The following is a 24,796-nucleotide window of genomic DNA, read 5'->3' on the forward strand; positions in this document are numbered from 1 at the left end:
CGTGACTGATCTCGAAGAACGGACCCGACAGCTCCACGTACTTGATAACATCCTGCGGCACAATATCCGCAACGAGCTGAACGTGATCCATGGTCGAGGCGAGCAGCTTCAAAGGAATCTTGAGGGCGAACCCAAAGCCGCTGCCGGCACCATTGTTGACCGGGCCGAAACTCTGTTGACGACGAGTGAGAAGTCGCGGGAGATTACAGCTGTTCTCAGTGACCCACGCGAGCCGACCTCTGTAGATATCGGGCAGGTGGTTCGGGGTCTCGCCGAAGAGACAGCCGATGACTGGCCCAACGCAGATGTTGACGTTACAGGCCCGACAGAGCTCGTCGTCTCCGCGACCGGATCGATTGCTGCCGCAATTGAAGAGCTGTTGACCAACGCTGTGATCCACAACGACAGCGAAAACCCCCATGTGCGTGTCAACCTCGCTGTCGAGGGATCATGGGGACAATCAACCACTCTGGAGGTAAGATCCGCGTCGACGAGCGCGAGCCACGCGGTACCGAGATTACAATCTGGCTTCCGCTGGCAACTGCTGTGTAGCAGTCTAATAGAGTACTACCTATTCGGTGTGTTCCGCGAGAATGTTGTGTACTGCCCAAGCGATCCATCCAAATGTAACAGCTAACAGTACTACGATTACATCCCCAAACGAGTCATGTTCTATAATTACAGAGAATACGCCGATAGTGACCACTATGGCCAAGAGAACAGTGACTATATCTCTGAAATCGGATGGATTCCGCAGGTTCGGCCATTTTAACACAACTATACATTAGAGGCTCATAATAATAACAGTACCTACGGTCCTACTCAAATCATCCATCAATAGATAATTCACCGCCGTTTATAATACAGATTATGTATGGCGACCGTGTAGTTCTATATGTGTCATATTATGCGTTTGACTGGGGTTTTTTTTATTCCTGAGTGTTATCACTGTAGTACAAGTAACGTTTATGAGAAACACGCTAGTATGGGTGAGACACCGTGACTGCTGAAGAGGGTGAACTCGCTCGAAATCTCGGATTCCTCGAAGCGATGACGCTCGGTGGCGGGACGATGATCGGTGCCGGAATTTTCATTCTTCCCGGGATCGCGGCTGAAGGGGCCGGACCGGCCAGTTCCCTTTCGTTTGCGATCGCGGGCGTTGTTGCCTTATTGGCCGCTCTTTCTATTTCCGAGTTAGCAACCGGGATGCCGGTTGCCGGTGGAAGCTACGTGTACGTCAACCGTGCGTTAGGTGACCTCTTCGGATCCATCGTCGGGTGGGGAATGTGGACCGGATTGATGTTCGCGTCGGCGTTCTACATGATCGGCTTCGGCCAGTACATCGTCGAACCGCTACCGTTCCTCTCTGGACGTGTGCTTATCGTCGGACTCGGGCTTGTTGGCCTGCTCTTTCTCGTCGGCGTCAACTACAAAGGGACCGAGGAGTCCGGGGCGTTCCAGAATTGGATGATCGGAATTGAGACGGTTATTATCCTAATTTATCTCGCCTTCGGGATCTTCTTTATCAATCCGAGCAATCTCGAACCGTTTGCCCCGACCGGCCCCAGCGGGATTATCGCGACGACTGGAATCGTTTTTGTAACGTTTCTCGGATTTGAAATCATCGCTACTGTTGCAGAAGAGATCAAAGACCCCGGTCGGCTTATTCCGCTGACGATGGTCCTGTCGGTCGTCTCAGTGTCGATTCTATATGTCATCGTTATGATCGTCAGTACCGGCGTTATAAACTGGCAGGAACTGGGTGGTTCACTCGTACCTGTATCCGACGTGGCCGCCATCTCAATGGGACCGATCGGTGTCATAGCGATCGTCTCTGCTGCGGCAATCGCTGCGATCTCAAGTTCAAATTCTTCGATCCTCTCGGCTGCCAGAGTGGTATTCGCCATGGGACGTGACGGCGTTATGAGCAACAAGCTGAACGTGACCCACCGGAAGTTCCGGACGCCCCACCGTGCGGTCATGGTCACGGGCGCTATTACTGCGGCACTGATCAGTCTCGGACTCCGGATCGAAGAGATCGTTGCCCTGTTGGCAGAGGTTGCGAGTTTCAGCTTCCTCGTTTCATATACGCTCGTCCACGTCGCCGTCGTCGTCGTCCGACGAGCGGAACCGGAAAACTACGACCCCGAGTTCGAGATGCCGAGCCTTCTGTATCCGGCCGTTCCGATCTTGGGCGTCATCCTTTCGTTCGTCGTGATCTCTCAGATGGCGCCCATCGTACAGTATATCGGTATCGGTATCATCGCGCTCAGCGTTCTCTGGTACTTCGGATACGTACGAGGACGCGTTGATGACGATACGTTGGTCGGCGATGCGATCGTCGGTAACGGGGACGAGCGGGAAGGCACGGAGGAAACATACAGGGTCGTCGTGCCCATCGCAAATCCGGAAACACAAGGAACCCTACTGCGGCTTGCCGCAGCCAGTGCCCGTTCGCACTCCGAAGTCGAGCAGCCCGAAATCATTGCGCTCAATGTTATTAAGGTGCCGTCCCAGACAGCGCTCGAACAGAACCTCCAATTCGAGGAAGAGCGCGTCGAGCGGCAGCGTGAGCTCTTCGAGAGCGCTCGAGAAGCGGCAGGCGAGCTGGGTGTTAACCTGCGAACACGGGCGATAGTCGGTCGAAGCATCGGACAGATCGTTTTGGGGGTGCTCGAAGAGGAGGACGCAAATCAGGTGCTTCTCGGCTGGCACGGGACGAAACGGAAGCGTGACTACGTGTTCGGCTCGACCGTGGACCCCATCATTAGAGATGCCCCTTGTGAGGTCACTGTCGTGAATCTCAAGAGAGAACGTATCGGTCACCCTGTCGCATTGGCTGGTCCGGGACCGCACGCACCAGTTGCAGCCCGTCGGGCGTTTGAGTTCGCGCAGATTCAGGGGCAGATTCCCACACTGGTGAACTTCCAGCCCTCTGTCGACGACCGAGAGACGGATGAAGAGACGCCAGATCCGTATGAAGAAGGTCAAATAGCGATCGACGCTGTTGCCGAGCAGGCCGGACTCGCTCCAGATGACTACGACTCCCGAGTGCTAGTCGGTGGTGATCTAGAATCGACGATTATCAGTAATATCGGTAGTGACGAGTTTGTTTGCGTTGGAGTGTCCGAACAACAGGCGATATCAAAGATTCTACGCGGATCTCTGGCGGATCGCATTGTTCAAGACGCAACTGGCAACGTCGCCCTGATCCGAAGCGGAATCAAAACGCATCGAACCGTACGTGAAGGAATTGTGGAACGGTTATCACAAGGCCCAGAGGAGGAATCCCAATCAGACGATGACGCTTCCATATAAGTAGTTGAACTCAGATCAACCGACAGAAATAGTCGAACACCTGGTATTACTCGGCGAGCGGTGTTTCATTTCGTTTGAATTAGTCGTCATTATTTCGTTCCGCTGTGCCTTCGCTCTCCGGATCGTAAAATGACACTTGTTCAGTGGTCTCTTCGAATCGAACCGTGTTTCCTGACTCATAGAACGATACTTCACGCTGGGGGAACGGTATCTTGATCTCTTCCTCGCGGAATCGCTCGTCTATCCGTTCAATCAACGAGTGTCTTGCCCGTCCTCGTAACGCCGGGTGTTCAATATGACATTGTAACTGTGCGACGATAGCCGAATCTTCAAACTCCCGAAATCGAACGGCTGGTGCGGGTGCTTTGAGTATCAAGTCCTCCTGTTCGGCTATTTCGAGCAGCGCTTTTTTTACTTGCTGTAAGCTCGACCCGTACGCGACACCCACATCGAGTCGTATCCGTCGACGGCGTACAGGAGAGGATTCGTTGATAACTTGTTTTGAGTTCAGTTCGGAGTTCGGGACCGTAATGGAAATGTTATCTCTCGTGAGTATCGTCGTGCTTCGAATACTCATATCAATAACTGTCCCGCGTTCGCCCGATTCCAGCTGTATCACGTCTCCGAGTTTGTACGTTTTGTCCAAATACAGTGAGATACCACTAAAGAAATTGCCCAACGAGTCCTGAGCGGCAATACCGAGGACAATTCCAATTATCCCCGCAGATGCGAGAAACGGGGTGATGTTGACGTTCCAGATGCCTAAGAGCAGAGAAAAGCCGGCAAGAATAACGAAGAACGTGAGTACGTTTTTGATAATGGGCGTGATTTCACGGTCGGTTGGAGCGTTATTGCTGGCTCCGATAATACGTCCTCCGACACGGATTGTTGCATAGGACCATAGAACAAGGATGATGGACATCGCAGTAGAGGCGATATAAAATCCAATTCCCACCTCCGGAAGTAATTGAGCGCTTGCGTACACCCCAACGAGGAAGACGGTTACATATAATGGAATATGAAGCTCTTCAATAATGATTCGATCGTACTCACCAGTTGCCAGTCTTTTAGACTGATGTAGTGCATAATACCCGACAGATTCAATTATTTTCGCAGCGACAAAAGAAAATGAGAGAATTAGAACAACTTGTATCGACGTCGGTATCACTTCAATATACTCGCTGACAATAGGCTCCATAGCGGAGTACAGTTCGTAAGCACATGATAAGCTTTTGCTACGTGGAAAACTCCGACAAGAGACTTGGAAACAACGTTCTTAGACTTGTGGTCCGATAGATGATGGCTAGTGTTTTTCACCGAAAGCCACACACGCTCGCGATACCGATCTCGGTACCACCTCCTAGACGGTCCCTCGTAGCGTTGATTGCGTTTCTCGAAATCGGTGTTTTTGCCCTCTACAGGTATTACTACATCCAGATTTACTGAGAGCCTTGATCGTCGTCGGACCGAGAGCGGTCGGACCATGCTGAAAGACCCAAGCGATAGCGTCCGCTGACGTTCTTACGAATTAAACGCAAAAATCACGATAGTCTCGGATCTAAATACTGAGTTTTATTTAACCCTCGAATCTATCTCAACCCGACTCCGCCTCCGAACCTATACATCTTATTATGTCAGAAATCGCACTTGCTGCTGACTTCGCCATCATCATCGTCGCAGCGGCCGTTGTCGGGTTGATAGCAAAACAAACCGGACAACCAACGATCATCGCGTACATCCTGACCGGTCTGTTGCTTGGCCCTGCCGTATTCGGCGTTATCACTCCGGGAGAGCTCACAGAGACGATGGCGGAACTCGGACTCGGCTTCCTGTTGTTTTTGCTCGGTATCAAAATGCGGATCGATGATATCAAAGATATCCTCCGGCCGATCGTCAATATCGCAGTTCTTCAGACGATTCTTCAAACTGCGCTCGCATTCGCCGTGGCGTGGTTTCTCGGTTTTACCCTCACTGAAACGGTCATTATCGCGTTGGCAACGGTCTTCGGAGCGACGCCGATCATCGTCAAAATCCTCACTGACAAGGACGAAATCACGGCAATGCCCGGCAAGATCGATGTCGGGGTCCTCATCGTTCAGGACATCTATCTCGTTTTCGTGCTCGCGTTGTTGGGTGCGGGTCAACTCGGGACACCGACAGAGGTCGGCACGACTATCGTCACGATCACCCTCCTTATTTCGCTCATCGGAGTTATCGCCTTCGCGTCGTCACGATACCTTCTCCCACAGCTGTTCCGCCGTGTCGCCGATAACAAGGACGTGTTCTTTTTGGTCGCGATTGCGTGGGCGTTCCTCTTTATTTTAATTTCCCAAGAGTTGGACCTCTCTCTTGAGGTGGGCGCGTTCCTCGCAGGAATGTCTATCGCTCAGTTGCCTTACAGTACAGAGCTTGAGGATCGGGTTACGCCCATAACGGACTTTTTCATTCTCGTATTCTTCGTTGCGATCGGCCTTCAGCTCGAAGCCGCAGACCTGTTCGCCTTCTGGAGAGAGGCGATTATCGCCTCGGTCGTGCTGATGGTCGGAAACTTTTGGATCATGTTCTACCTCATCGATCGCGAGGACTTCAGCGTCGAAACGTCGTTCCTCGGAAGCTTGAATATGATTCAGGTGAGCGAGTTCTCACTGGTGGTCGGTGGTATCGCCATTACCGCGGGGTTCATCGACGAACCGATTCTCGGGTATCTCAGCCTGATGGCGTTGATGACGATGAGTGTCTCCGTGTACATCATCAACTACAACCACCAGATCTACGACCGCGTCCAGCCGTTCTTCAGTCGTTGGGAATCCGAAGAAAAGGTTGATGCCGAGTTGCCGGAGTACAACGATCACGCAGTCGTCATCGGATACGATGAAATCACGAAGAATGTGTTACCCATTCTCGACCGGGAGTTCGATCAATTGGTCGTCGTCGACCGAAAAGCGGCCCACCGAGAAGAACTCGAACAGAAGGGGTACGACACCGTATATGGTGACTTCAGACATACGGAAGTCCGCAAGGCTGCGGGTCTCAAACGCGCATCCTTCGTCCTGAGTTCGACGATGCAAGCCGAGGTGAACAAAGCGCTACTCTCGGAGCTCTCGAGTAAAACGACCGTCTTCGTCGAGGCGAATTGGATCGACGATGCCCGCGAACTCTACGACCTAGGGGCGCATTACGTCATCATGAGTACCCATCTGACGGGTGAACGCGTAAGCAATTACTTGGAGCTGTATTTCGATGATCGCGACGAGTTCGAACGGATGGCCCAAGTCGATATTGAGCGAATCCAAAAGTACCCAACCGAAGGGCTTGATATGGATGATGTGACGGTCCTTTCGTCGGACGAAGACGCTGCCGCAAGTGGGGGTGAGAAGGAATGACAGAGCTCTTGACGGCGATGGGGATTATCTTCGTGATCGCCGGGGTGTTCCTGCTCGGCGCGAACTACTTCAGACTGGCAATTGTTCCGGCGCTGATCCTCGCAGGAATTGTCGCCGGACAGTTCATCCAAGAGGATAGTCTCCTCGAAATCGCACAGTGGGGTATCGCATTCCTCGTATTCGTGTACGGGGTGAATCTGGAGTTCGGGGACATCCGCGACGTTTTGCGGGACAGCGAAGTTGCGGCCTTCGGTCAGTTCGCAGTGATCGGTGGCATCGGATACGGTGCTGGAGTGTTGCTCGGATACGATGCTCTCAACGCGGCTTACTTCGCCGTCGCCGCAGCACTGAGTTCGACGATCGTCGGGACGACATTGCTTCAATCGGAAATTAGAGAAAACCTCGTACACGGTCGGCTCGCTAACTCCATCCACTTCATTCAAGATCTAATCGCCGTTCTCCTCATACTGATCCTCGCCGCAGAGACGTTCACAATTGAGGCAGTCGGTCAACGACTTGCGGTTGGCGTCGGTCTCTTGGTGTTCGCATTCGTTATCAGCACGTATCTGTTCGACTATCTCCTCAAACTCGCCGAGGGATCCCAAGAACTGTTGTTGATCAGCAGCGTATCGATCCTGATCGGGTTTATGGCTATTTCCGAATTTCTCGGAATGTCAATTGTCGTCGGTGCGTTCGCGGCTGGCCTAGCGATCAAGCGAGACTTCACGCGCAATCTCGGAATGCTCAACGGTATTCAGTCGATTCGTGACTTCTTCGTCGCGATTTTCTTCGTTACGGTAGGTGCTCTCGTCGCTATCCCAACGCTCGAGATCGCGCTTACCGCGCTCGTCTTGATGGTCCTCACTGTTCTCGTGAAACCCCTCATTATCATCGCGACGCTGCTTTGGGAGGGATACGATACGCGAGCTGCGACGTTTACCAGCCTGAGTCTCGATCAGGTGAGTGAATTTGCGCTCATCATTGCAATTCAGGCATTCATACTCGATCACTTACTCCGAGAGTTGTTCGATGCGATCGTTCTCGCCGCCGCAGTCACGATGATTACCTCCAGTTTCACGCGTCGACACGACGATCGGATCTATCGAGTGCTTTCGGAGCTGGGACTGAACAGATTCCACGGCAAGAAGACTGACACCAAAAGTCGGATCGATTCCGGGCTTCGTGATCACGTCATTATTGTCGGGTTTGGGCGGATCGGTCGCCAGCTGGCGTCCCAATGTGAGCAAGTCGGTCGGGAGTATGTCGTCATAGAGAACGATCCAGTTCGGCTCGAAGACCTCAAAAGCAGTTGTACACACTTCGTGTTCGGAGATGCGCTACACGACTATACGTGGGAGAAGGCCCAGCACGATTCGGCTCAGTTGATCGTTTCGACCGTCGATACGACGTATCTCTCGGAGCGAATACTGACCCTCGACACGGACGCCGAAATGATGCTGCGCTCCTCTAATGCTGAGGAAGCACGCTCACAATTACAGCAGGGTGCGGATTATGTGATTATCCCAGATTTACTGGCAACCGAGCAGCTGACGGAGCATCTCGGGGACGTGCTTTCAGGAGACGTTGATCGAGAGGCCTTACGAGAGCACCACCTCGAAACACTTGACGAGTTCGAACAGGCTGGATTTGCCTCGTTAGGTAAAACAGATTTCGAAGAGCGGCAGTGGTGAGAACAGTTGGTCATTAAGACAATCACGGGGTAACGTCGTTGTATGGCTTCACCAACGTTTGCAATTCGGCGTATCATACGCGCGCAACGAGAGATAAGTCAAACCTCACAATCGAACGAGGTGAACCCCCGAGACGACTACCTGACTCAAGGAGAGAGTCCCGCCGTTCACGGCGGGCGTGAATCCGACACTCCACGTCACAAACCACGTTCGACGCTTACTCCGGGGTATCCTCTCTGACTTTCTTCTCGCCTTCGAGAAGCAATCCCTTCCACGTCAATCCACGGTGCTTCTTCAGTTCCTTCAGTCGTTCGTATTGTTCGTCATCGTCAAACTCGACACGAATTGCGACCATAATGTATCACACGAACGGAACAACTATGTGCGTTACGGTACAATAAGTAGTCAATGAAGCGAGCCAACTCGTTTGAGGTGATTCCGCAGTCCGACGAGGACGGGGAATTGCTCCGACGCCTGTTGGACGCTTCTGCCGCTCTCTGGAACGAAATCAACTATGAGCGCCGTGAGAACTATGCTGATCCAGACGGGGACGTGTGGGACATCAGCGAGTATCGCGGTCGCTATGGCGGAACACTCGGCGCATCCACGGTTCAGCAAATCGAACGGAAGAACCGAGAAGCGTGGAAGTCGTTCTTCAGCCTCAAAAAGAAAGGCGAAGCAAACGGCAAACCCGGATTTTGGGGCAACGAAGACGAAGGGCGAGAACTCCGCACGTACATCCGCAACACATCGTACTCCGTTGAGTGGGGCGAATACTCCCGGCTCGAAATTCTGGTCGGCAAAGACCTGAAAGACGACTATGGGTTGGGACACCGCGAACGCCTCCGACTCGAAGTTCGAGGCGACCCCAGCTGGCAGGAGTACGAGAAGCAGGGTCGGTTGGAGTTGTTTTACGACGAGCAAGCACAGACATTCAGGGCCTTTCAGCCAGTCACAATCAGCGAAAATCAGTCTCGACTGGCACAACCACTGGCTTCGGAAGAAGCCGCTCTGGACATCGGTGCGAACAACCTCGTCGCCTGCACGACCACGACCGGACAGCAACTCCTGTACGAAGGACGTGATCTGTTCGAGCGGTTCCGCGAAACTACGCGAGAAATCGCCCGACTCCAATCACTGCTGGAGGACGGTCGATACAGCAGTCATCGTATTCGACGCCTGTACGACCGACGTACCAAGCGACGTGACCACTCCCAAGATGCACTCGCCCGTGACCTCATCGAACGCCTGTACGACGAAGGCGTTTCGACGGTGTACGTTGGGGCGTTGACGGACGTGCTTGAGACGCACTGGTCGGTAGAGACGAACGCCAAGACGCACAACTTCTGGGCGTTCAAAGCGTTCGTGAATCGGCTAGCATGTACTGCTGAGGAATACGGTATGTCGGTTGAGATACGGTCTGAAGCGTGGACGAGTCAGGAGTGTCCGAACTGCGGTTCGACGGAGGACACGACGCGTCACCGTGACACGCTGACGTGTCCGTGTGGATTCGAGGGACACGCCGACCTCACAGCGTCAGAGACGTTCCTTCGACGTCACCAGAACGCTTCGAGTTCTGGTTGGCGAACGAGACGCGAAGCGTCTCGTCAACGGCAGGCGACAGTAACACGGTCGATGGCACGACCTGTATGCCTCAAGTGGGACGACCATGACTGGTCAGAGTCACCACGCTCAGTTCCCAACGAGGAGCATACGAACCCGCAAGTTGCCTCCGTGGGTCGGTAAGCGATACCCCCAGCGTGAGGAAACCTCGCCGTCGTCGGGCGTAGCCCGACTGCTTGAGGGAGCTTCGCTCCCTCTCCGTTCACGGCGAGGAGGATGTCATGCGACCGGGCTCGAGAGCTCTGTCTATACCGCAATATCGACATTCCAGATGGTTCATCTCTCCAGCGGTAATCAGTCAAAAACGTATTTTCAGTCGTCTGACTCGGGCACGTCAGGTTGCTCCGGCGGTGTATGAGAGAGTTCGCTGACCTCCTCGCCGCAGTGGGGGCAGTACTGTGTTCCGCGGCGTCTTGCTGAAATTTCCTCTGCAAAGCCGGACGCGAAAATACCGGCTGGGAGCGCGAATAGAGCCATCGAGATCCATTTCGTCGACGGGACGACGGAACCGACCGACAGATACGACACGGATCGACCCGTACGATCGGTATGGCAGACACGACGGCAGCGAACGGCGTTACCGCGCGCTACGAGGAGACTGAGGAGGAGCGACTGCTCACGTTCACCGCGGACGGCCGGAGCGCGGCGGTCGCCCAGAACATCGAGGGATACGCGATGTTAAAAGTCCGAACCGCCCCCGACGGCGACGAGCTCGAACGGTACTACGGGTTCGATATGGCGCTCGACCACGCCGCAGAGCTGCTCGGGGTCGCTGTCACCGACCTGCCCGTCCCCGAGGACGCGGCCGACATGGGAATGTGATACTGTGACACAGAGGGGGCGATCCGAGCCGAGGAAACCAGCAATTCGTTCCGGTATCGCGCACGGGTCCGAATTAGCGCTACAGGGGCGGTTCGTTCGTACCTGTCGCTATTCCCGGGGCAGAAGCCTCAAATCGACGTATTTGTCCACGTCGACCTCTGTCACACTCGCGTAATAATTACTGTAGGGCATCATAGTCGCGGTTGAATATTCTCCATAGCCATATTCCCTTATGAGTGGGACCGGTATACAGTACTACGATGAAGCGAAGACAGTTCCTCGGCGGCACCGGCGCGGCGATCGGCAGCTCGCTGCTCGCCGGCTGTATCGGGGGGAACGACGGTGGGACGGTGACAGTCGATTACGCCTATTACAATCCGGTCAGCCTCGTGTTACGCGAGAAGGGATGGATGGCGGAGGCGTTCGACGACACCGACGTCGACGTCGAGTGGGTGTTGAGCCTCGGTAGCAACAAGGCCAACGAGTACTCGCAGGGCGGACAGGCGGAGGTCGCCTCCACCGCGGGCGTCGCTGCGCTGATGGCCCGCTCGAACGGCGTTCCGATCACGACGCCATACATCTACTCGGAGCCCGAGTGGACCGCGCTCGTCGCCTTCGAGGACAGCGGTATCGAGACGGTCGCCGACCTGGAGGGGAAACAGATCGCCGCGACGCGCGGCACCGACCCGTACTTCTTCCTGCTACAGGCGCTCGACGAGGCGGGACTGACCGAGGACGACGTCGAGGTCGTTCACCTCCAGCACCCCGAGGGTCAGTCCTCGTTGGTCCAAGAGAACGTGGATGCGTGGGCCGGCCTCGACCCGCACATGGCGGAGTTGGAGTTAGAGCACGACGGCGCGGAGCTGTTCTACCGCGAGCCGAACTTCAACACGTACGGCTTTCTCAACTTCCTCGACGAGTTCATCGAGGACCGTCCCGAGGACGCTCGCCGGGTGATCGGGGCGTACGAGCGCGGCCGCGAGTGGGCCATCGAGAACCCCGAGGAGACGGCGAGTATCCTCGCGAGCGAGTCGGAGATGTCCGAGCCGGTCGCCGAACGCGTGTTTACCGAGCGCAACGAGCTCTCCGAGGTGATTCCCGGGAGCGCGCACCGCGATCTGCTCTCCGAGCTCGCGCCGATCCTGGAACGCGAGGGACTCGTCAACGACGACACCGACCCGGCCGGCAGCATCGACGAGCTGCTGGACTCGGAGTTCGCGGTCGGCATCGGTCCGGAGGGTGAGTGAGATGGCGACCACGCGGGAGACGGACACCGGCGGTGTCGGCTCGGATCTCACCGGCGTGCTTCCGGATGCGACTCGATTCCGGTGGCTGCTCGGGCTGGTCGCACCCGCCGCACTCGTCGTCGTCTGGCATCTGCTGGTCGCGACCGGCGTGTTCGCCCCCCACCAGCTCCCGGAGCCCCTCCGCGTGGTCGAGACGCTGTACGGGATGGGCGTCTCCGGCGAGCTGTGGGGTCACATCTCGATCACGCTTCAGCGCGTGTTCCTCGGCGTCGTCCTCGGCGTCGCCGTCGGGATACTCTTCGGGACGCTAACGGGATTATACGGGCTCGCGAGTGACCTACTCGATCCGCTGTTACAGAGTCTGAAGAATATCCCCTCGCTGGCGTGGGTGCCGCTGTTCCTGCTGTGGTTCGGAATCGGCGAGAGCGCGAAGGTGCTGCTCATCGCCGTGGGAGCGTTTTTCCCGGTCTACCTCAACCTCTCGACGGGCATCGCGAACGTGAGCGAGGAGCTGATCGAGGTGGCCGAGGTGTACGACCTCGGTCGGCTCGAGTCGCTCCGACGCGTGGTGTTCCCGGCCGCGGTGCCGAGTCTGCTCGTCGGGATCCGTGGCGGCGTCGGGCTGGCGTGGATGTTCGTCGTCGCCGCGGAGCTGATCGCGGCGAGTCAGGGGATCGGCTTCCTGATGAGCGACGGACGGGTACTCGCCCGGCCGGACATCATCGTCGGCTCGATCCTGCTTTTCGCGTTCTTTGGGAACCCCTCGGATCTCGCGGTCAAGGGGGTGGAACGTCGTGTTGTCGACTGGTGAGCCGTCGGAGTCGGACCCGGAACGCGAGTCGGGAGACCCGACGCTCACCGTCCGCGGACTCACGAAGCGGTACGGCGACACGGTCGCGCTCCAGGACGTCGATCTGACCGTCGAGGAGGGGGAGTTCGTCGCCGTCGTCGGTCCCTCCGGCTGCGGGAAGTCGACGCTGTTACGCGTCCTCTCCGGGCTCGAAGAGTCATTCGGGGGTCGCGCCGCGGTCGACGGGGTCGACGTCCGCGACGGCGGAAGCGACGACGTCGGGATGGTGTTCCAAGAGCCGCGGCTTCTCGCGTGGGCGGACGTGCGCGAGAACGTCGCCGTCGGCCTTCCGGACGGCGTCGATCCCGACGCGCCCGGGGCTCAAGAGCGCGTCAACGAGCTGATCGAAACGGTCGGTCTCGACGGGTTCGCCGGGAGCCGCCCCGGCGAGCTCTCGGGCGGGATGGCCCAACGCGTGTCGCTGGCGCGGGGACTCGCGTACCGGCCCGAAGTGTTGCTACTCGACGAGCCGTTCTCCGCGCTCGATCAGCTCACGAAGTACGAACAGCAGGACAACCTCTTGGAGGTGTGGACTGAACGGGGAACGACGATAGCGCTCGTCACGCACGACGTGGAGGAGGCCGCGTACCTCGCCGACCGCGTTCTCGTGCTGGGCGGAGAGCCGGGCACGGTCGCGACGGTCATCGACGTCGACACGCCGCGGCCGCGCGACCGCACCCACCCGGAGGTGGTGGCGGCCCGAGACGCGATCACCGACGCGCTCGGAGTGTAGGAACGTCCGGGTACGTGAATTCGGAGCCCGTGCGCGCGCCGGAGACGAGAAGAGTGTAAGAACGTGTATCTTCCTTATGAAGCACGTTCCGAAACGGCAGAACCGCTCCGAGACCATATTAATATATACTATATAAGGAATTATGGAGGCGTTGAGGGACCGGGGTTTTCTCGCATGGAGTGAACCACGCACCCGCCGCGGTCGGTCGAATCTTGCGATCGGCGGAATGCTTAAGTATCGGTGACCGTTGCTGTGAGTCGATGACAGACATCACGGAGGATTCGTCGGACACCCCGGCGGATCGAGTTCTTCCAGGGCACGATAGCTTCTAACATCGATATCGGTCCTGTACGGATCTTCGACACGACGTTACGAGACGGTGAACAGTCACCACGGACGTCGTTCAGCTACGACGAGAAACGCCGCATAGCGGCGACGCTGGACGACATGAACACCCACGTCATCGAGGCGGGGTTCCCGGTGAACTCGGACGCGGAGTTCGAGGCCGTGAGCGACATCGCCGCCGCGACGGACACCACCGTCTGCGGACTGGCCCGCGTCGTCGAGGGCGACATCGACGCCGCCATCGACGCCGGCGTCGGGTTGGTCCACGTGTTCGTCTCGACGAGCGACGTCCAGCTCGAGGACTCCATGCACGCCACCCGCGAGGAGGCGAAAGAACGGGCGGTCGCCGCCGTCGAGCAGGTGAAAGACGCCGGCGTCGAGTGCATGTTCTCGCCGATGGACGCCACGCGAACCGACCCCGACTACCTGATCGACATCGTCGAGGCAGTCTCGGACGCGGGTACGGACTGGATCAACATCCCGGACACCTGCGGCGTCGGGATGCCGACCAGTTTCGGGCAGACGGTGAAAGCCGTCGTTGAGGCGACGGACGCGCGTGTCGATGTCCACACCCACGACGACTTCGGGATGGCCGCGGCGAACGCGGTCACCGGCTTCGAAAACGGTGCGGAGCAGGCGCAGGTGTCGGTCAACGGGATCGGCGAGCGCGCAGGCAACGCCGCCTACGAGGAGGTCGTGATGGCGGTCGAGTCGGTGTACGGCGTAGACACCGGGATCGACACGACACAGATCACGAAGCTGGCACGGATCGTCGAGGAGGCCTCGGACATCCCGGTGCCGGCAAACAAGCCGATCACCGGACGGAACGCGTTCGCACACGAGTCCGGGATCCACGCGGCCGGCGTGATCGAGAACGCCGACACGTTCGAGCCCGGCGTCATGACGCCGGAGATGGTGGGTGCCGAGCGGGAGTTCGTGTTGGGTAAACACACGGGGACCCACAGCGTCCGCAAACACCTGGTCGAGGCGGGGTTCGACCCGACCGAGAGCGAGGTGCGCGAGGTCACCGAACGCGTCAAGGAGTACGGCTCCGGCAAGCGTCAGGTGACCGCGGGCGACGTCGAGCGGTTCGCCCGAGAGGCGAACGTCGCCCGGGAGGAGGAGGTCCGCGTCTGATGGTCTCCCCCCCGATCGCCGAACCCGCCCAGCGACTGCCGTTCGACGTTCAGGGACACTCCCCCGACCTCGCGGGTCGGTACGGACTGGATAGCCGGATCCAACCCCGGCGACAGGTATTTACCCCGGGATCCCGTGCGGTCGCACGGAATGCGACGGCGACACGGGTCCCACTGGGCCAGCCCGATCTCGGGAGCTGTCGCGCCGGTTATCGTAGGGGTCTGACCCCCTACAGCACTTTCTCCTCGCCGACACGACGTACCGACGAACGCCACCGACCAGGCCGGCGGTCGGCCGACGCGGCGGCGTTCGGATCGACCCGAACACACACCAGCGAGACTACGACACACCACACACGACGATGAGCGATTCAGCAGCACACACACGGGAGGACGACCCCAAGAGCGCCGACGAGGCCGATGGACCCGCCCCCGAATACGACGAGGGGCGGTCGGACGAGTCCCGCGGACCGGCCGAGAATGACACCGCTTCGACGGTGTCGACCGGGGCGGAGTCCGTCGTCACCGCGCTCGAGGCGGCCGGCGCGAAAACCGCCTTCGGCGTTCAGGGAGGGGCGATCATGCCCGTCTACGACGCGTTGTACAGCTCTTCGATCCGCCACGTGACGATGGCGCACGAACAGGGTGCCGCGCACGCGGCCGACGCATACGGTGTCGTCGCCGGCGAGCCGGGGCTCTGTCTGGCGACGTCGGGGCCGGGGGCGACGAACCTCGTCACCGGCATCGCGGACGCCGACATGGATAGCGACGCCATGCTCGCGTTGACCGGGCAGGTGCCGACGGAGTTCGTCGGCAACGACGCGTTCCAGGAGACGGACACCGTCGGCGTCACGCGACCGATCACGAAACACAACTACTTCGCGGGCGATGCGGACGCCGTCGGCGACGTCGTGGGCGAGGCGTTCGCGCTCGCGGACGTGGGACGCCCGGGTCCGACGCTCGTCGACCTCCCGAAGGACGTCACGCAGACGGAGACGAACCGGACACCGGGACCCCCTGAGGCACCGCCGGGAACGGACCCGAACCCGGAGGCACGAGCGGACGCGGTGGAAGCGGCCGCTCGCGCGATATCGCAAGCGGAGCGGCCCCTCTGTCTGTTCGGCGGCGGCGTGATCAAAGCCGACGCGAGCGACGCCGCCCGGACGTTCGCGCGAACCTACGGGATCCCGGTCACCACGACGATGCCGGGGATCGGCTCGTTCCCGGAGGACGACAACCTGTGCCTCTCGTGGGCAGGCATGCACGGGACCGGCTACGCCAACATGGCGATCACTCACACCGACTGCCTGATCGCGGTCGGTACCCGGTTCGACGACCGGCTCACGGGGGGGATCGACACGTTCGCGCCGGAGGCGGAGGTCGTTCACATCGATATCGACCCGGCGGAGATCTCCAAGAACGTCCACGCGGACTACCCGCTGATCGGCGACGCGGGAACCGTACTCGAACAGCTCACGGGTGCGATACGGTCGGAACCGGACGCGGACGAGTGGCGCGAACAGTGTGAAGCGTGGCAGGAGACGTACCCGATGACGTACGCCACCCCCGACGACGAACCGCTCAAACCGCAGTTCGTCGTCGAGGCGTTCGACGAGGCCACCGACGACGACACGATCGTGACCACGGGGGTCGGCCAGCACCAGATGTGGGCTTCACAGTTCTGGACGTACACCGAGCCCCGGACGTGGGTCTCCTCACACGGCCTCGGGACGATGGGGTACGGCGTCCCCGCCGCGATCGGCGCGCGCGTCGCCGCGGACACGATGGGCGATCCCGATCGCGACGTGGTGTGTTTCGACGGCGACGGCTCGTTCCTGATGACGATGCAGGAGCTGTCGGTCGCGGTCCGCGAGGATCTCGACATCACGGTCGCCGTGCTCAACAACGAGTACATCGGCATGGTTCGCCAGTGGCAGGACGCGTTCTACGAGGGCCGACACATGGCCTCGGAGTACAACTGGATGCCCGAGTTCGACAAGCTCGCCGAGGCGTTCGGCGCGCTCGGCATCCGCGTCGACGGCTACGACGAGGTCGCGCCAGCGGTCGAAGAAGCGCTCGCGTACGACGGCCCCGCAGTGATCGATTTCCACGTCGATCCCGAGGAGAACGTGCTGCCGATGGTGCCGAGTGGCGGCGCGAACGGGCGGTTCGCCCTCGCGGAGGACCAACTATGAGCGAGAACATCGACGGCGACGTGGATCGGACGGACGGCGAAGAAACGCGAACTGACGGGGGCGAAACCGCCGGGATGCCCGGTCCGGCACCCGACGAGCGACCCCACCCGGAGGGTCGGCGGAACTTGGAGGGCAACCGGATCGACCCGGTCGTCGAGGCGAGCCACGACACCCGTCGCGCGGTCATCTCCGCGCTCGTCGAGGACGAACCCGGGGTGCTCGCGCGGGTGTCCGGGCTTGTCTCTCGTCGACAGTTCAATATCGAGAGCCTGACCGTCGGACCGACGACCGTCGAGGGTCACTCTCGGATCACGATGGTGGTCGAAGAGACGGACCCGGGTATCGACCAGATCGAGAAACAGACCGCAAAACTGAAGCCGGTCATCTCCGTCGGGGAGGTGTCCGGAAACGCGATCACCTCCGAGCTCGTCCTACTGAAAGTCGAGGGTGACGAGCCGGACAAAGTGCACGCGGTGACGGAGATGTACGACGGGACGGCCCTCGATGCGGACCCCGAGACGATCACCGTTCAGCTTACCGGCGACGAGTCGAAAATAGACGACGCGCTCGACGCGTTCAGCCAGTTCGGGATCATCGAGATCGCCCGAACCGGGCAGACCGCGCTCGCACAGGGGAACGTCCCCACTGCGCCAGGAGAGAAACCCGGAACGGCCGGCGAACCGACCACACCAACTACCGAGTAACATATGCCAGCAGACGACACACACACGTTCGATTCGACCGTATACTACGACGACGACGCGGACCCGAGCCACATCACCGACAAGACGGTCGCCGTCCTCGGCTACGGCTCGCAGGGTCACGCGCACGCACAGAACCTCTCCGACAGCGGGATCGATGTCGTCGTCGGCCTCCGGGAGGACTCCTCCTCGTGGGACGCCGCCGAGAGCGACGGGCTCCGTGTGGCGACACCAGATGCAGCGGCCGCCGAAGCCGACATCGTGAGCGTACTCGTCCCCGACACGGTCCAACCGGACGTGTACGAGCACGCGATCGAGCCGAATCTGGAGGCAGGCGACACGCTCCAGTTCGCGCACGGGTTCAACATCCACTACAACCAGATCCAGCCGCCGGAAGACGTGGACGTGACGATGGTCGCACCCAAGTCGCCCGGCCATCTCGTCCGCCGGAACTACGAGAACGACGAGGGAACACCCGGGCTGTTAGCGGTGTACCAGGACGCGACCGGCGAGGCCCGCGACGAGGGGCTCGCGTACGCAGCCGCGATCGGCTGTGCGCGAGCCGGCGTCGTGGAGACCTCTTTCCGGGAGGAGACGGAGACGGACCTGTTCGGCGAGCAGGCCGTGCTGTGTGGCGGCGTCACCTCCCTCGTGAAACAGGGGTACGAGACGCTCGTCGACGCCGGCTACTCCCCGGAGATGGCGTACTTCGAGTGTCTCAACGAGCTCAAGCTCATCGTCGACCTGATGTACGAGGACGGGCTCGGCGGCATGTGGGACTCCGTCTCGGACACCGCCGAGTACGGCGGGCTCACGCAGGGCGACGTCGTCGTCGACGAGCACGCCCGGGAGAACATGGAGGAGGTCTTAGAGAAGGTCCAGAACGGGCAGTTCGCCCGGGAGTGGATCGCGGAGAATCAGGCGGGACGACCCTCCTACACGCAGCTCCGTCACGCCGAGAAGAACCACGAGATCGAGGCCGTCGGCGAGGAGCTCCGCGGCCTGTTCGCGTGGCAGGAGACGGACGAGGAGGACGACGAGGAGACCGCCGAGGTGACGGCCTGATGGGTGTAGCCGCCTTCGACACAGGTCGGTCCACGAGCGTCGCACCGTCGGGTGACCGGCGATGAGCGAGGGGACGCTGTACGACAAGGTGTGGGACAGACACAAGGTGACGGAGCTGCCGAACGGCCAGGACCAGCTGTTCATCGGTCTCCACCTCGTCCACGAGGTGACGAGCCCGCAGGCGTTCGGCATGCTGCGCGAGCGCGACCTCGACGTGGCGTACCCGGATCAGACGTTCGCGACGACGGACCACATCGCGCCGACGGAGGCCGAGAAGCGCGAGCGGCCCCTCGCGGACGACCAAGCCGAGGAGATGCTCTCCGCGCTCGAACGAAACACGAGCGAGAGCGGGATCACTTTCTTCGGCTTCGAGTCCGGTAAACAGGGTATCACACACGTCGTCGCCCCCGAACTGGGGCTCTCCCAGCCGGGGATGACGGTCGCCTGTGGTGACAGCCACACCGCGACTCACGGCGCGTTCGGTTCCATCGGCGTCGGTATCGGTACCAGTCAGATCCGCGACGTGCTCGCGACCGGCTGTATCGCCGCGGACAAACAGAAAGTCCGCCGGATCGAAGTCGAGGGAAGCCTCGGCGAGGGCGTCTACGCCAAGGACGTGATCATGAAAGTGATACAGGACCTCGGCGTGGACGGTGGCGTCGGTCACGTGTACGAGTACGGCGGCCCCGCCATCGAGGCGCTCGACATGGAGGGGCGGCTCGCCGTCTGTAACATGTCGATCGAGGGGGGCGCACGCGCCGGCTACGTCAATCCAGACGAGACGACCTACGAGTACCTGCGAGGTCGTGAGTACGTCCCCGAGGGCGACGCCTTCGAGGAGCGAAAGGCGTACTGGGAGTCGATCCGCTCGGACGCGGACGCCGAGTACGACGACGTGGTCACGGTCGACGCCGACGGGATCGACCCGATGGTCACCTGGGGGATCAACCCCGGGCAGGCGATGGAGATCACCGATCGCGTCCCGCACCCGGACGATTTCGACGCCCGGACCGACCGGGAGGCGGCCGAACAGGCGCTCGATCACATGGAGATCGACCCGGGCCAGTCGATGGTCGGGTACGACGTCGACGTGGCCTTTTTGGGTACCTGTACGAACGGTCGGCTCTCGGACTTCGTGGAGGCCGCGAAGGTGTTGGAGGGCCGGACGGTCGACGAGGACGTTCGCGCGCTCGCGGTCCCGGGTTCGGAGACCGTGCGAGCGGAGTGTGAGGCACGCGGCATCGACGAGACGTTCATCGAGGCCGGCTTCCAGTGGCGGCGCGCCGGCTGTTCGATGTGTCTCGCGATGAACGACGACGCTTTAGAGGGCGACGAGGTGTGTGCCTCGTCGTCGAACCGGAACTTCATCGGGCGGCAGGGGTCGAAGGACGGCCGGACCGTCCTGATGAGCCCCGCGATGGTCGCGGCCGCGGCCGTCGAGGGTGCGGTCGTCGACGCGCGCGACTACCTAGACGACGGGCCGACCGGCGGTGCCGGCGGCGTCGAGGAGGTGGCGGACTGATGAGCGACGCCAACGGCGAGAACCACATCACCGAGGTCGGCGGGACCGGCGTGCCGATCCCCGGCGACGACGTCGACACCGACCAGATCCTGCCGGCGAAGTTCATGAAGGAGGTTACGTTCGACAACATGGCGGACTACCTCTTTTATGACGCGCGGCGCGACGACGACGGTGGGTTCAACGACCACCCGCTCAACCGGTTCGAGGGCGCGTCGATCGCGGTCGTCAACTCGAACTTCGGCTGTGGATCCTCGCGTGAACACGCGCCGCAGGCGATGATGCGGTGGGGGATCGACGGCGTAGTCGGCGAGTCGTACGCGGAGATCTTCCGCGACAACTGCAAGTCGCTCGGGATCCCCGCGGTGACAACGGACCACGAGACGGTCGTCGAACTCCAGGAGTGGATCGAGGCGAACCCCGACGGCGACATCGATATCGACGTCGAGGCCAAAACGGTCACCTACGGCGACACGACGATCGACGTCGACATCGACGGGGCGATGCGCGAGGCGCTCGTGGACGGTATCTGGGACACGACGGCGCTGATGTACTCCAACCGCAGCAAGGTCGACGCGACGGTGGACGGACTCCCGTACGTCGAGGGTGACGACTGAATGGCGGCGGAGATCGTCGTCATCGAGGGCGACGGGATCGGGAAGGAGGTGGTCCCCGCGGCCGTCGAGGTACTCGAGGCGTTCGACAGCGACTTCGAGTTCGTCGAGGCGGACGCCGGCGACGCGACGAAGGCGGCGACCGGCGAGGCGCTCCCCGCGGAGACGTTCGAGGCGGCCGCGAGCGCGGACGCGACGCTGTTCGGCGCGGCCGGCGAGACCGCGGCCGACGTGATCCTCCCGTTGCGGGAGGCGGTAGAGTCGTTCGTCAACGTCCGACCCGCGACGGCGTATCCCGGCGTCGACGCGCTCCGCCCGGAGACGGATGTCGTCTTCCTGCGTGAGAACACCGAGGGCGTCTACTCGGGCCACGAGGACCGCCTGAGCGATGACCTCTCGACGCTGACGCGGGTCGTCACCTCGTCGGCCTCCCGCGAGCTCGCCGAGTTCGCCTGTGAGTTCGTCGCGGACGGCCGGGGGCCCAACGGTGACGCAGACGAGGGGTTCACCGTCGTTCACAAAGCCAACGTGATGCGCGAGACGGACGGCCGGTTCCGCGAGGAAGTGCTCTCGGTCGCTGATGAGCATGACGTCGACGCCGACGAGGAGCTGATGGACGCGTTCGCGACGAAGCTCCCGCTCGACCCGGGGCAGTACGGCGTCGTGGTCTGTCCGAACCTCGCCGGGGACGTGCTCTCCGACCTCGCCGCAGGGCTCGTCGGCGGGCTCGGACTCCTCCCGTCGGCCAACATCGGCCACGACAACGCGCTGTTCGAGCCGGTTCACGGCACCGCGCCCGATATCGCGGGCGAGGGGATCGCGAACCCGACGGCGGCCGTCCTCTCGGCCGCATTGCTGTTAGAGTACCTCGGCCACGTCGAGGAAGGCCAACGGGTACGCGACGCGGTGACAGGTGTGCTCTCTGACGGTCCGCGCACCGGCGACCTCGGTGGGGAGGCGACGACCGACGAGGTCACCGCGGCGATAGTCGACCGACTGTAGCGCCGTCGACCACGTCCGCGGACGTGACTGCAAGCGAACCACAAGAAAGGAAACCCTGCGGCCCGTCGAAGCGAACATGAGTAATTACTCGGTCGCGATGGAAGCCGCCTGGTTGGTCCGAGATGTCGAGGAGACCGACGACGCTATCGGCGTCGCGGTCAGCGAGGCGGGCAAGCGACTCAACGAAACGGACAAGCAGTACGTCGAGGTCGAACCCGGCGTCACCGGCTGTCCCGCCTGCGGCGAGCCGTTCGACGCCGCGTTCCTCGCGGCGAACACGGCGCTGGTCGGCCTGCTGTTGGAGATCGACGTGTTCAACGCCGACAGCGCCGAGCACGCCGAGCGGATCGCGAAAAGCGAGGTCGGCGGCGCGCTCCGCGATGTTCCGCTCGAAGTGATCGAGATCATCGAGACCGAGTCCGACGACGAGGACGACGCGAACGGCGACGGCGGGCGGTAATCGCCCCGTTGGGCGAGCGACGGCGGGACGAACGGCGCGGCCGCCGACAGTACGGACGGTGAGCGCGACGGCGGGACGAACGGCGCGGCCGCCGACGATGGGCGATACCCGCCACGGGAGGCGAGGCCAGCCGCCGCCGAAACCTTTTCTAATAACCCCTAGTTATCCCACGTATGGAACTACCGACGCCGCAGGACCTGCGGGAGCGGCGGACGACGCTCGAACTGACACAAAGCGAGCTGGCGGACGCGGCCGAGGTCTCCCAGCCACTGATCGCCCGGATCGAGGGCGGGGACGTCGACCCTCGGCTCTCCACGCTCCGGCGGATCGTGAACGCGCTCCAGGAGGCGGAAGGCGAGGTAGTTCGGTCACGGGACCTGATGAACGAGACGGTTATCAGCGTCGCACCCGACGACGCCGTGCGGGAGGCCGTCGAATTGATGGAGGAGGAGGCGTACTCGCAGCTCCCGGTGTTACAGAACGGCGTACCGGTCGGGTCGATAAGCCAGGGGGACGTCGTCCATGCGGGCGAGAACGTCGGGGATCACCCCGTGAGCGAGGTGATGAGCGAGTCGTTCCCGACGGTTGCGCCGTCCGCGACCGTCGACGAGGTCCGGAACCTGCTCGACCACTACAAAGCCGTGATGGTCACCGACGGCGGCGAGACAGTCGGGATCATCACCGAGGCCGACATCGCCGCGCACCTGTCGTGAACGGGAAGCGGTCGCGTGGACCTGGCCGACCTCACGGCGACGAATAGGGACGGAGCGGCGGCCGCGAGCGGCCACGCCTTTTATGTCCTAACTCTACGCTACTGTGGGCACGGAGCCTCCACATGGACCCAACCGTCGATCCGACAGTCGTTTTGGTGGTCGGCGAGCCCGCGGGCGACGGAGCGTCGATGGCAACCGGGCTCGAACGCGCGGACGATCGTCTCGACGTGCACCACGTTCCCGACACGAGCACGGCACTGAGCCGGCTCGGCGGCCGTGAGTACGACTGTATCGTCGCCGCCGACACGCTCCCGTCGACCGACGGGATCGACTTCCTCGAGACGGTCCGGGAGCGCGAAGCCGACCTCCCGTTCGTCCTCTGTGCCGAGGAGGGCAGCGAGGCGCTCGCCGCGGCGGCGATCGCGGCCGGCGTGACCGATTACGTCGTGAGTGGATCGGGCGTCGACCACGCGGCGCTCGCGGAGCGGGTCGTTGACGCGGCGAAGTCGTATCGCGCCGACGTGTACGCGGACCGCCGACGGGAGCGGCTCGAACGGTTCGTGGCGGTCGTCTCACACGACCTCCGAAGCCCGTTGAACGTCGCCCAGGGCCGGCTGGAGCTCGCCAGAGGCGACTGTGAGAGCGACCACCTCGACCCCGCAGCGAACGCAGTGGATCGGAGCCTGGCGCTGATAGACGACCTGTTGACTCTCGCGAGCGAGGGCGAGGCCGTTACGGACCCGGAACCGATCGACCTCCGTGAGCTCGTCGAGGCGTGTTGGGAGACGATCGAAACGAACGACGCGACTCTCGTCGTCGAGACCGAGAGGCGGATCCGTGGCGACCCGAGTCGCGTGCGGCAGCTCTTCGAGAACCTGCTGGGCAACGCGGTCAGGCACGGCGGCGACGGCGTAACGGTCCGAGTCGGGACGATGCAGCCGATGTTCACCTCGACGCGTGCGGACGACGACCGCCCGATGGGAGTGTACGTCGCCGACGACGGCCCGGGGATCCCGCCCGACGAGCGCGAGCGCGCCTTCGAAACCGGGTTCACCACCGCCGGTGACGGTACCGGGTTCGGCTTGGACATCGCCCGCGAAATCGCTCGCGCACACGGATGGGATATCCGGGCCGTAGAGAGTCGGGACGGTGGCGCGAGGTTCGAGGTGACCGGCGTCGACCTCGACGGGTGACCGTCGGGTCTAGAGCGACTGAGGGGGGTTTAGAGCGTTAGACCACGGATCTCGACGACGGCGGACCCGGACTCGTCGGTATCGTCGTCGCCGTGAGCGCCGGGGTCGACGCGGTCTGCTTCGGTGCCGACACCGCCGGCCGACTCGCCAGCCGACCCACCGTCGACCGGCTCGACCCGGCCGACG

General features: G+C 61.2%; 20 protein-coding genes. 19 read left to right on the forward strand and 1 reads right to left on the reverse strand.

Translation table 11 applies throughout. The features are described 5' to 3' along the window. Both ACFQEU_RS02300 and ACFQEU_RS02305 read left to right on the forward strand, forming a co-directional pair. A partial coding sequence (locus ACFQEU_RS02300; protein WP_465261112.1) for an ATP-binding protein occupies positions 1 to 637 on the forward strand: 637 nt, incomplete at its 5' end. A gap of 362 nt (positions 638 to 999) precedes the next feature. Next, positions 1,000 to 3,318, forward strand: coding sequence for an amino acid permease (locus ACFQEU_RS02305; RefSeq protein WP_379778864.1), 2,319 nt, complete (start codon positions 1,000 to 1,002; stop codon positions 3,316 to 3,318). A gap of 79 nt (positions 3,319 to 3,397) precedes the next feature. Here the strand turns inward: ACFQEU_RS02305 and ACFQEU_RS02310 are convergent, their stop codons facing one another. Then, positions 3,398 to 4,516, reverse strand: a complete 1,119-nt coding sequence (locus tag ACFQEU_RS02310) for a mechanosensitive ion channel family protein (protein WP_379778867.1) — start codon at positions 4,514 to 4,516, stop codon at positions 3,398 to 3,400. Between the two features lie 433 nt (positions 4,517 to 4,949). On the opposite strand from ACFQEU_RS02310, the gene ACFQEU_RS02315 reads away from it, so the two are divergent. The 17 genes from ACFQEU_RS02315 to ACFQEU_RS02395 all read left to right on the forward strand — a co-directional run bounded on the left by ACFQEU_RS02315 (position 4,950) and on the right by ACFQEU_RS02395 (position 24,610). Further along, positions 4,950 to 6,701, forward strand: coding sequence for a cation:proton antiporter domain-containing protein (locus ACFQEU_RS02315; protein ID WP_379778871.1), 1,752 nt, complete (start codon positions 4,950 to 4,952; stop codon positions 6,699 to 6,701). Next, the gene (locus tag ACFQEU_RS02320; protein ID WP_379778874.1) at positions 6,698 to 8,392 is read left to right on the forward strand and encodes a cation:proton antiporter domain-containing protein; all 1,695 of its coding nucleotides are present in this window, start codon (positions 6,698 to 6,700) and stop codon (positions 8,390 to 8,392) included. The genes ACFQEU_RS02315 and ACFQEU_RS02320 overlap by 4 nt, the downstream gene beginning before the upstream one ends. A 408-nt stretch (positions 8,393 to 8,800) precedes the next feature. Beyond that, positions 8,801 to 10,138 (forward strand): RNA-guided endonuclease InsQ/TnpB family protein, encoded by a 1,338-nt coding sequence (locus tag ACFQEU_RS02325; protein WP_379778877.1) that lies wholly within the window; start codon positions 8,801 to 8,803, stop codon positions 10,136 to 10,138. 426 nt (positions 10,139 to 10,564) lie between these two features. Then, positions 10,565 to 10,837, forward strand: a complete 273-nt coding sequence (locus ACFQEU_RS02330) for a DUF7111 family protein (RefSeq protein WP_379778880.1) — start codon at positions 10,565 to 10,567, stop codon at positions 10,835 to 10,837. A gap of 260 nt (positions 10,838 to 11,097) precedes the next feature. Next, positions 11,098 to 12,084 (forward strand): substrate-binding domain-containing protein, encoded by a 987-nt coding sequence (locus tag ACFQEU_RS02335; RefSeq protein WP_379778883.1) that lies wholly within the window; start codon positions 11,098 to 11,100, stop codon positions 12,082 to 12,084. A 1-nt stretch (position 12,085) separates the two neighbouring features. Continuing rightward, positions 12,086 to 12,895 carry an ABC transporter permease gene (locus tag ACFQEU_RS02340; RefSeq protein ID WP_379778886.1) on the forward strand — a complete coding sequence of 270 codons (810 nt, stop codon included), beginning with the start codon at positions 12,086 to 12,088 and terminating at the stop codon, positions 12,893 to 12,895. After that, positions 12,879 to 13,667 (forward strand): ABC transporter ATP-binding protein, encoded by a 789-nt coding sequence (locus tag ACFQEU_RS02345; RefSeq protein ID WP_379778889.1) that lies wholly within the window; start codon positions 12,879 to 12,881, stop codon positions 13,665 to 13,667. Before ACFQEU_RS02340 ends, ACFQEU_RS02345 begins: the two co-directional genes overlap by 17 nt. Before the next feature lie 279 nt (positions 13,668 to 13,946). After that, positions 13,947 to 15,149, forward strand: coding sequence for a LeuA family protein (locus ACFQEU_RS02350; RefSeq protein ID WP_464384347.1), 1,203 nt, complete (start codon positions 13,947 to 13,949; stop codon positions 15,147 to 15,149). A 361-nt stretch (positions 15,150 to 15,510) separates the two neighbouring features. Continuing rightward, positions 15,511 to 17,343 (forward strand): biosynthetic-type acetolactate synthase large subunit, encoded by a 1,833-nt coding sequence (gene ilvB, locus ACFQEU_RS02355; RefSeq protein WP_379778892.1) that lies wholly within the window; start codon positions 15,511 to 15,513, stop codon positions 17,341 to 17,343. A 74-nt stretch (positions 17,344 to 17,417) separates the two neighbouring features. Continuing rightward, a complete protein-coding gene (ilvN, locus tag ACFQEU_RS02360) occupies positions 17,418 to 18,047 on the forward strand; it encodes an acetolactate synthase small subunit (RefSeq protein ID WP_379778919.1) in 630 nt (209 codons plus the stop codon). Between the two features lie 3 nt (positions 18,048 to 18,050). Then, complete coding sequence (gene ilvC / locus ACFQEU_RS02365) at positions 18,051 to 19,109, forward strand: ketol-acid reductoisomerase (protein ID WP_379778895.1); 1,059 nt, start codon at positions 18,051 to 18,053, stop codon at positions 19,107 to 19,109. A 61-nt stretch (positions 19,110 to 19,170) separates the two neighbouring features. Continuing rightward, the gene (leuC, locus tag ACFQEU_RS02370; protein WP_379778898.1) at positions 19,171 to 20,631 is read left to right on the forward strand and encodes a 3-isopropylmalate dehydratase large subunit; all 1,461 of its coding nucleotides are present in this window, start codon (positions 19,171 to 19,173) and stop codon (positions 20,629 to 20,631) included. Then, positions 20,631 to 21,245, forward strand: coding sequence for a 3-isopropylmalate dehydratase small subunit (gene leuD / locus ACFQEU_RS02375; RefSeq protein WP_379778901.1), 615 nt, complete (start codon positions 20,631 to 20,633; stop codon positions 21,243 to 21,245). Before leuC ends, leuD begins: the two co-directional genes overlap by 1 nt. Continuing rightward, positions 21,246 to 22,244, forward strand: a complete 999-nt coding sequence (locus ACFQEU_RS02380) for an isocitrate/isopropylmalate family dehydrogenase (RefSeq protein WP_379778904.1) — start codon at positions 21,246 to 21,248, stop codon at positions 22,242 to 22,244. It begins immediately after the preceding gene. Positions 22,245 to 22,320: 76 nt separating this feature from the next. Beyond that, positions 22,321 to 22,704 carry a DUF555 domain-containing protein gene (locus ACFQEU_RS02385; protein ID WP_379778907.1) on the forward strand — a complete coding sequence of 128 codons (384 nt, stop codon included), beginning with the start codon at positions 22,321 to 22,323 and terminating at the stop codon, positions 22,702 to 22,704. A 173-nt stretch (positions 22,705 to 22,877) separates the two neighbouring features. Beyond that, the gene (locus ACFQEU_RS02390) at positions 22,878 to 23,417 is read left to right on the forward strand and encodes a CBS domain-containing protein (protein ID WP_379778910.1); all 540 of its coding nucleotides are present in this window, start codon (positions 22,878 to 22,880) and stop codon (positions 23,415 to 23,417) included. A 122-nt stretch (positions 23,418 to 23,539) separates the two neighbouring features. Continuing rightward, on the forward strand, positions 23,540 to 24,610 hold the full coding sequence (locus ACFQEU_RS02395; protein WP_379778913.1) for a sensor histidine kinase: 1,071 nt from the start codon (positions 23,540 to 23,542) through the stop codon (positions 24,608 to 24,610). The last annotated feature ends 186 nt before the right edge of the window (positions 24,611 to 24,796 follow it).

Origin of the sequence: Halorubrum tibetense (assembly GCF_042661865.1) — an archaeon.
GTDB classification, from domain to species: Archaea; Halobacteriota; Halobacteria; order Halobacteriales; family Haloferacaceae; genus Halorubrum; species Halorubrum tibetense.

What these genes read in the sequence shown, in the direction of transcription:
- ACFQEU_RS02310 (WP_379778867.1), bottom strand. Translation starts at nt 4,516, where the DNA reads ATGGAGCCTATTGTCAGCGAGTATATTGAAGTGATACCGACGTCGATA.
- ACFQEU_RS02315 (WP_379778871.1), top strand. Translation starts at nt 4,950, where the DNA reads ATGTCAGAAATCGCACTTGCTGCTGACTTCGCCATCATCATCGTCGCA.
- ACFQEU_RS02320 (WP_379778874.1), top strand. Translation starts at nt 6,698, where the DNA reads ATGACAGAGCTCTTGACGGCGATGGGGATTATCTTCGTGATCGCCGGG.
- ACFQEU_RS02325 (WP_379778877.1), top strand. Translation starts at nt 8,801, where the DNA reads ATGAAGCGAGCCAACTCGTTTGAGGTGATTCCGCAGTCCGACGAGGAC.
- ACFQEU_RS02330 (WP_379778880.1), top strand. Translation starts at nt 10,565, where the DNA reads ATGGCAGACACGACGGCAGCGAACGGCGTTACCGCGCGCTACGAGGAG.
- ACFQEU_RS02335 (WP_379778883.1), top strand. Translation starts at nt 11,098, where the DNA reads ATGAAGCGAAGACAGTTCCTCGGCGGCACCGGCGCGGCGATCGGCAGC.
- ACFQEU_RS02340 (WP_379778886.1), top strand. Translation starts at nt 12,086, where the DNA reads ATGGCGACCACGCGGGAGACGGACACCGGCGGTGTCGGCTCGGATCTC.
- ilvB (WP_379778892.1), top strand. Translation starts at nt 15,511, where the DNA reads ATGAGCGATTCAGCAGCACACACACGGGAGGACGACCCCAAGAGCGCC.
- ilvN (WP_379778919.1), top strand. Translation starts at nt 17,418, where the DNA reads ATGCCCGGTCCGGCACCCGACGAGCGACCCCACCCGGAGGGTCGGCGG.
- ilvC (WP_379778895.1), top strand. Translation starts at nt 18,051, where the DNA reads ATGCCAGCAGACGACACACACACGTTCGATTCGACCGTATACTACGAC.
- leuC (WP_379778898.1), top strand. Translation starts at nt 19,171, where the DNA reads ATGAGCGAGGGGACGCTGTACGACAAGGTGTGGGACAGACACAAGGTG.
- leuD (WP_379778901.1), top strand. Translation starts at nt 20,631, where the DNA reads ATGAGCGACGCCAACGGCGAGAACCACATCACCGAGGTCGGCGGGACC.
- ACFQEU_RS02380 (WP_379778904.1), top strand. Translation starts at nt 21,246, where the DNA reads ATGGCGGCGGAGATCGTCGTCATCGAGGGCGACGGGATCGGGAAGGAG.
- ACFQEU_RS02385 (WP_379778907.1), top strand. Translation starts at nt 22,321, where the DNA reads ATGAGTAATTACTCGGTCGCGATGGAAGCCGCCTGGTTGGTCCGAGAT.
- ACFQEU_RS02390 (WP_379778910.1), top strand. Translation starts at nt 22,878, where the DNA reads ATGGAACTACCGACGCCGCAGGACCTGCGGGAGCGGCGGACGACGCTC.
- ACFQEU_RS02395 (WP_379778913.1), top strand. Translation starts at nt 23,540, where the DNA reads ATGGACCCAACCGTCGATCCGACAGTCGTTTTGGTGGTCGGCGAGCCC.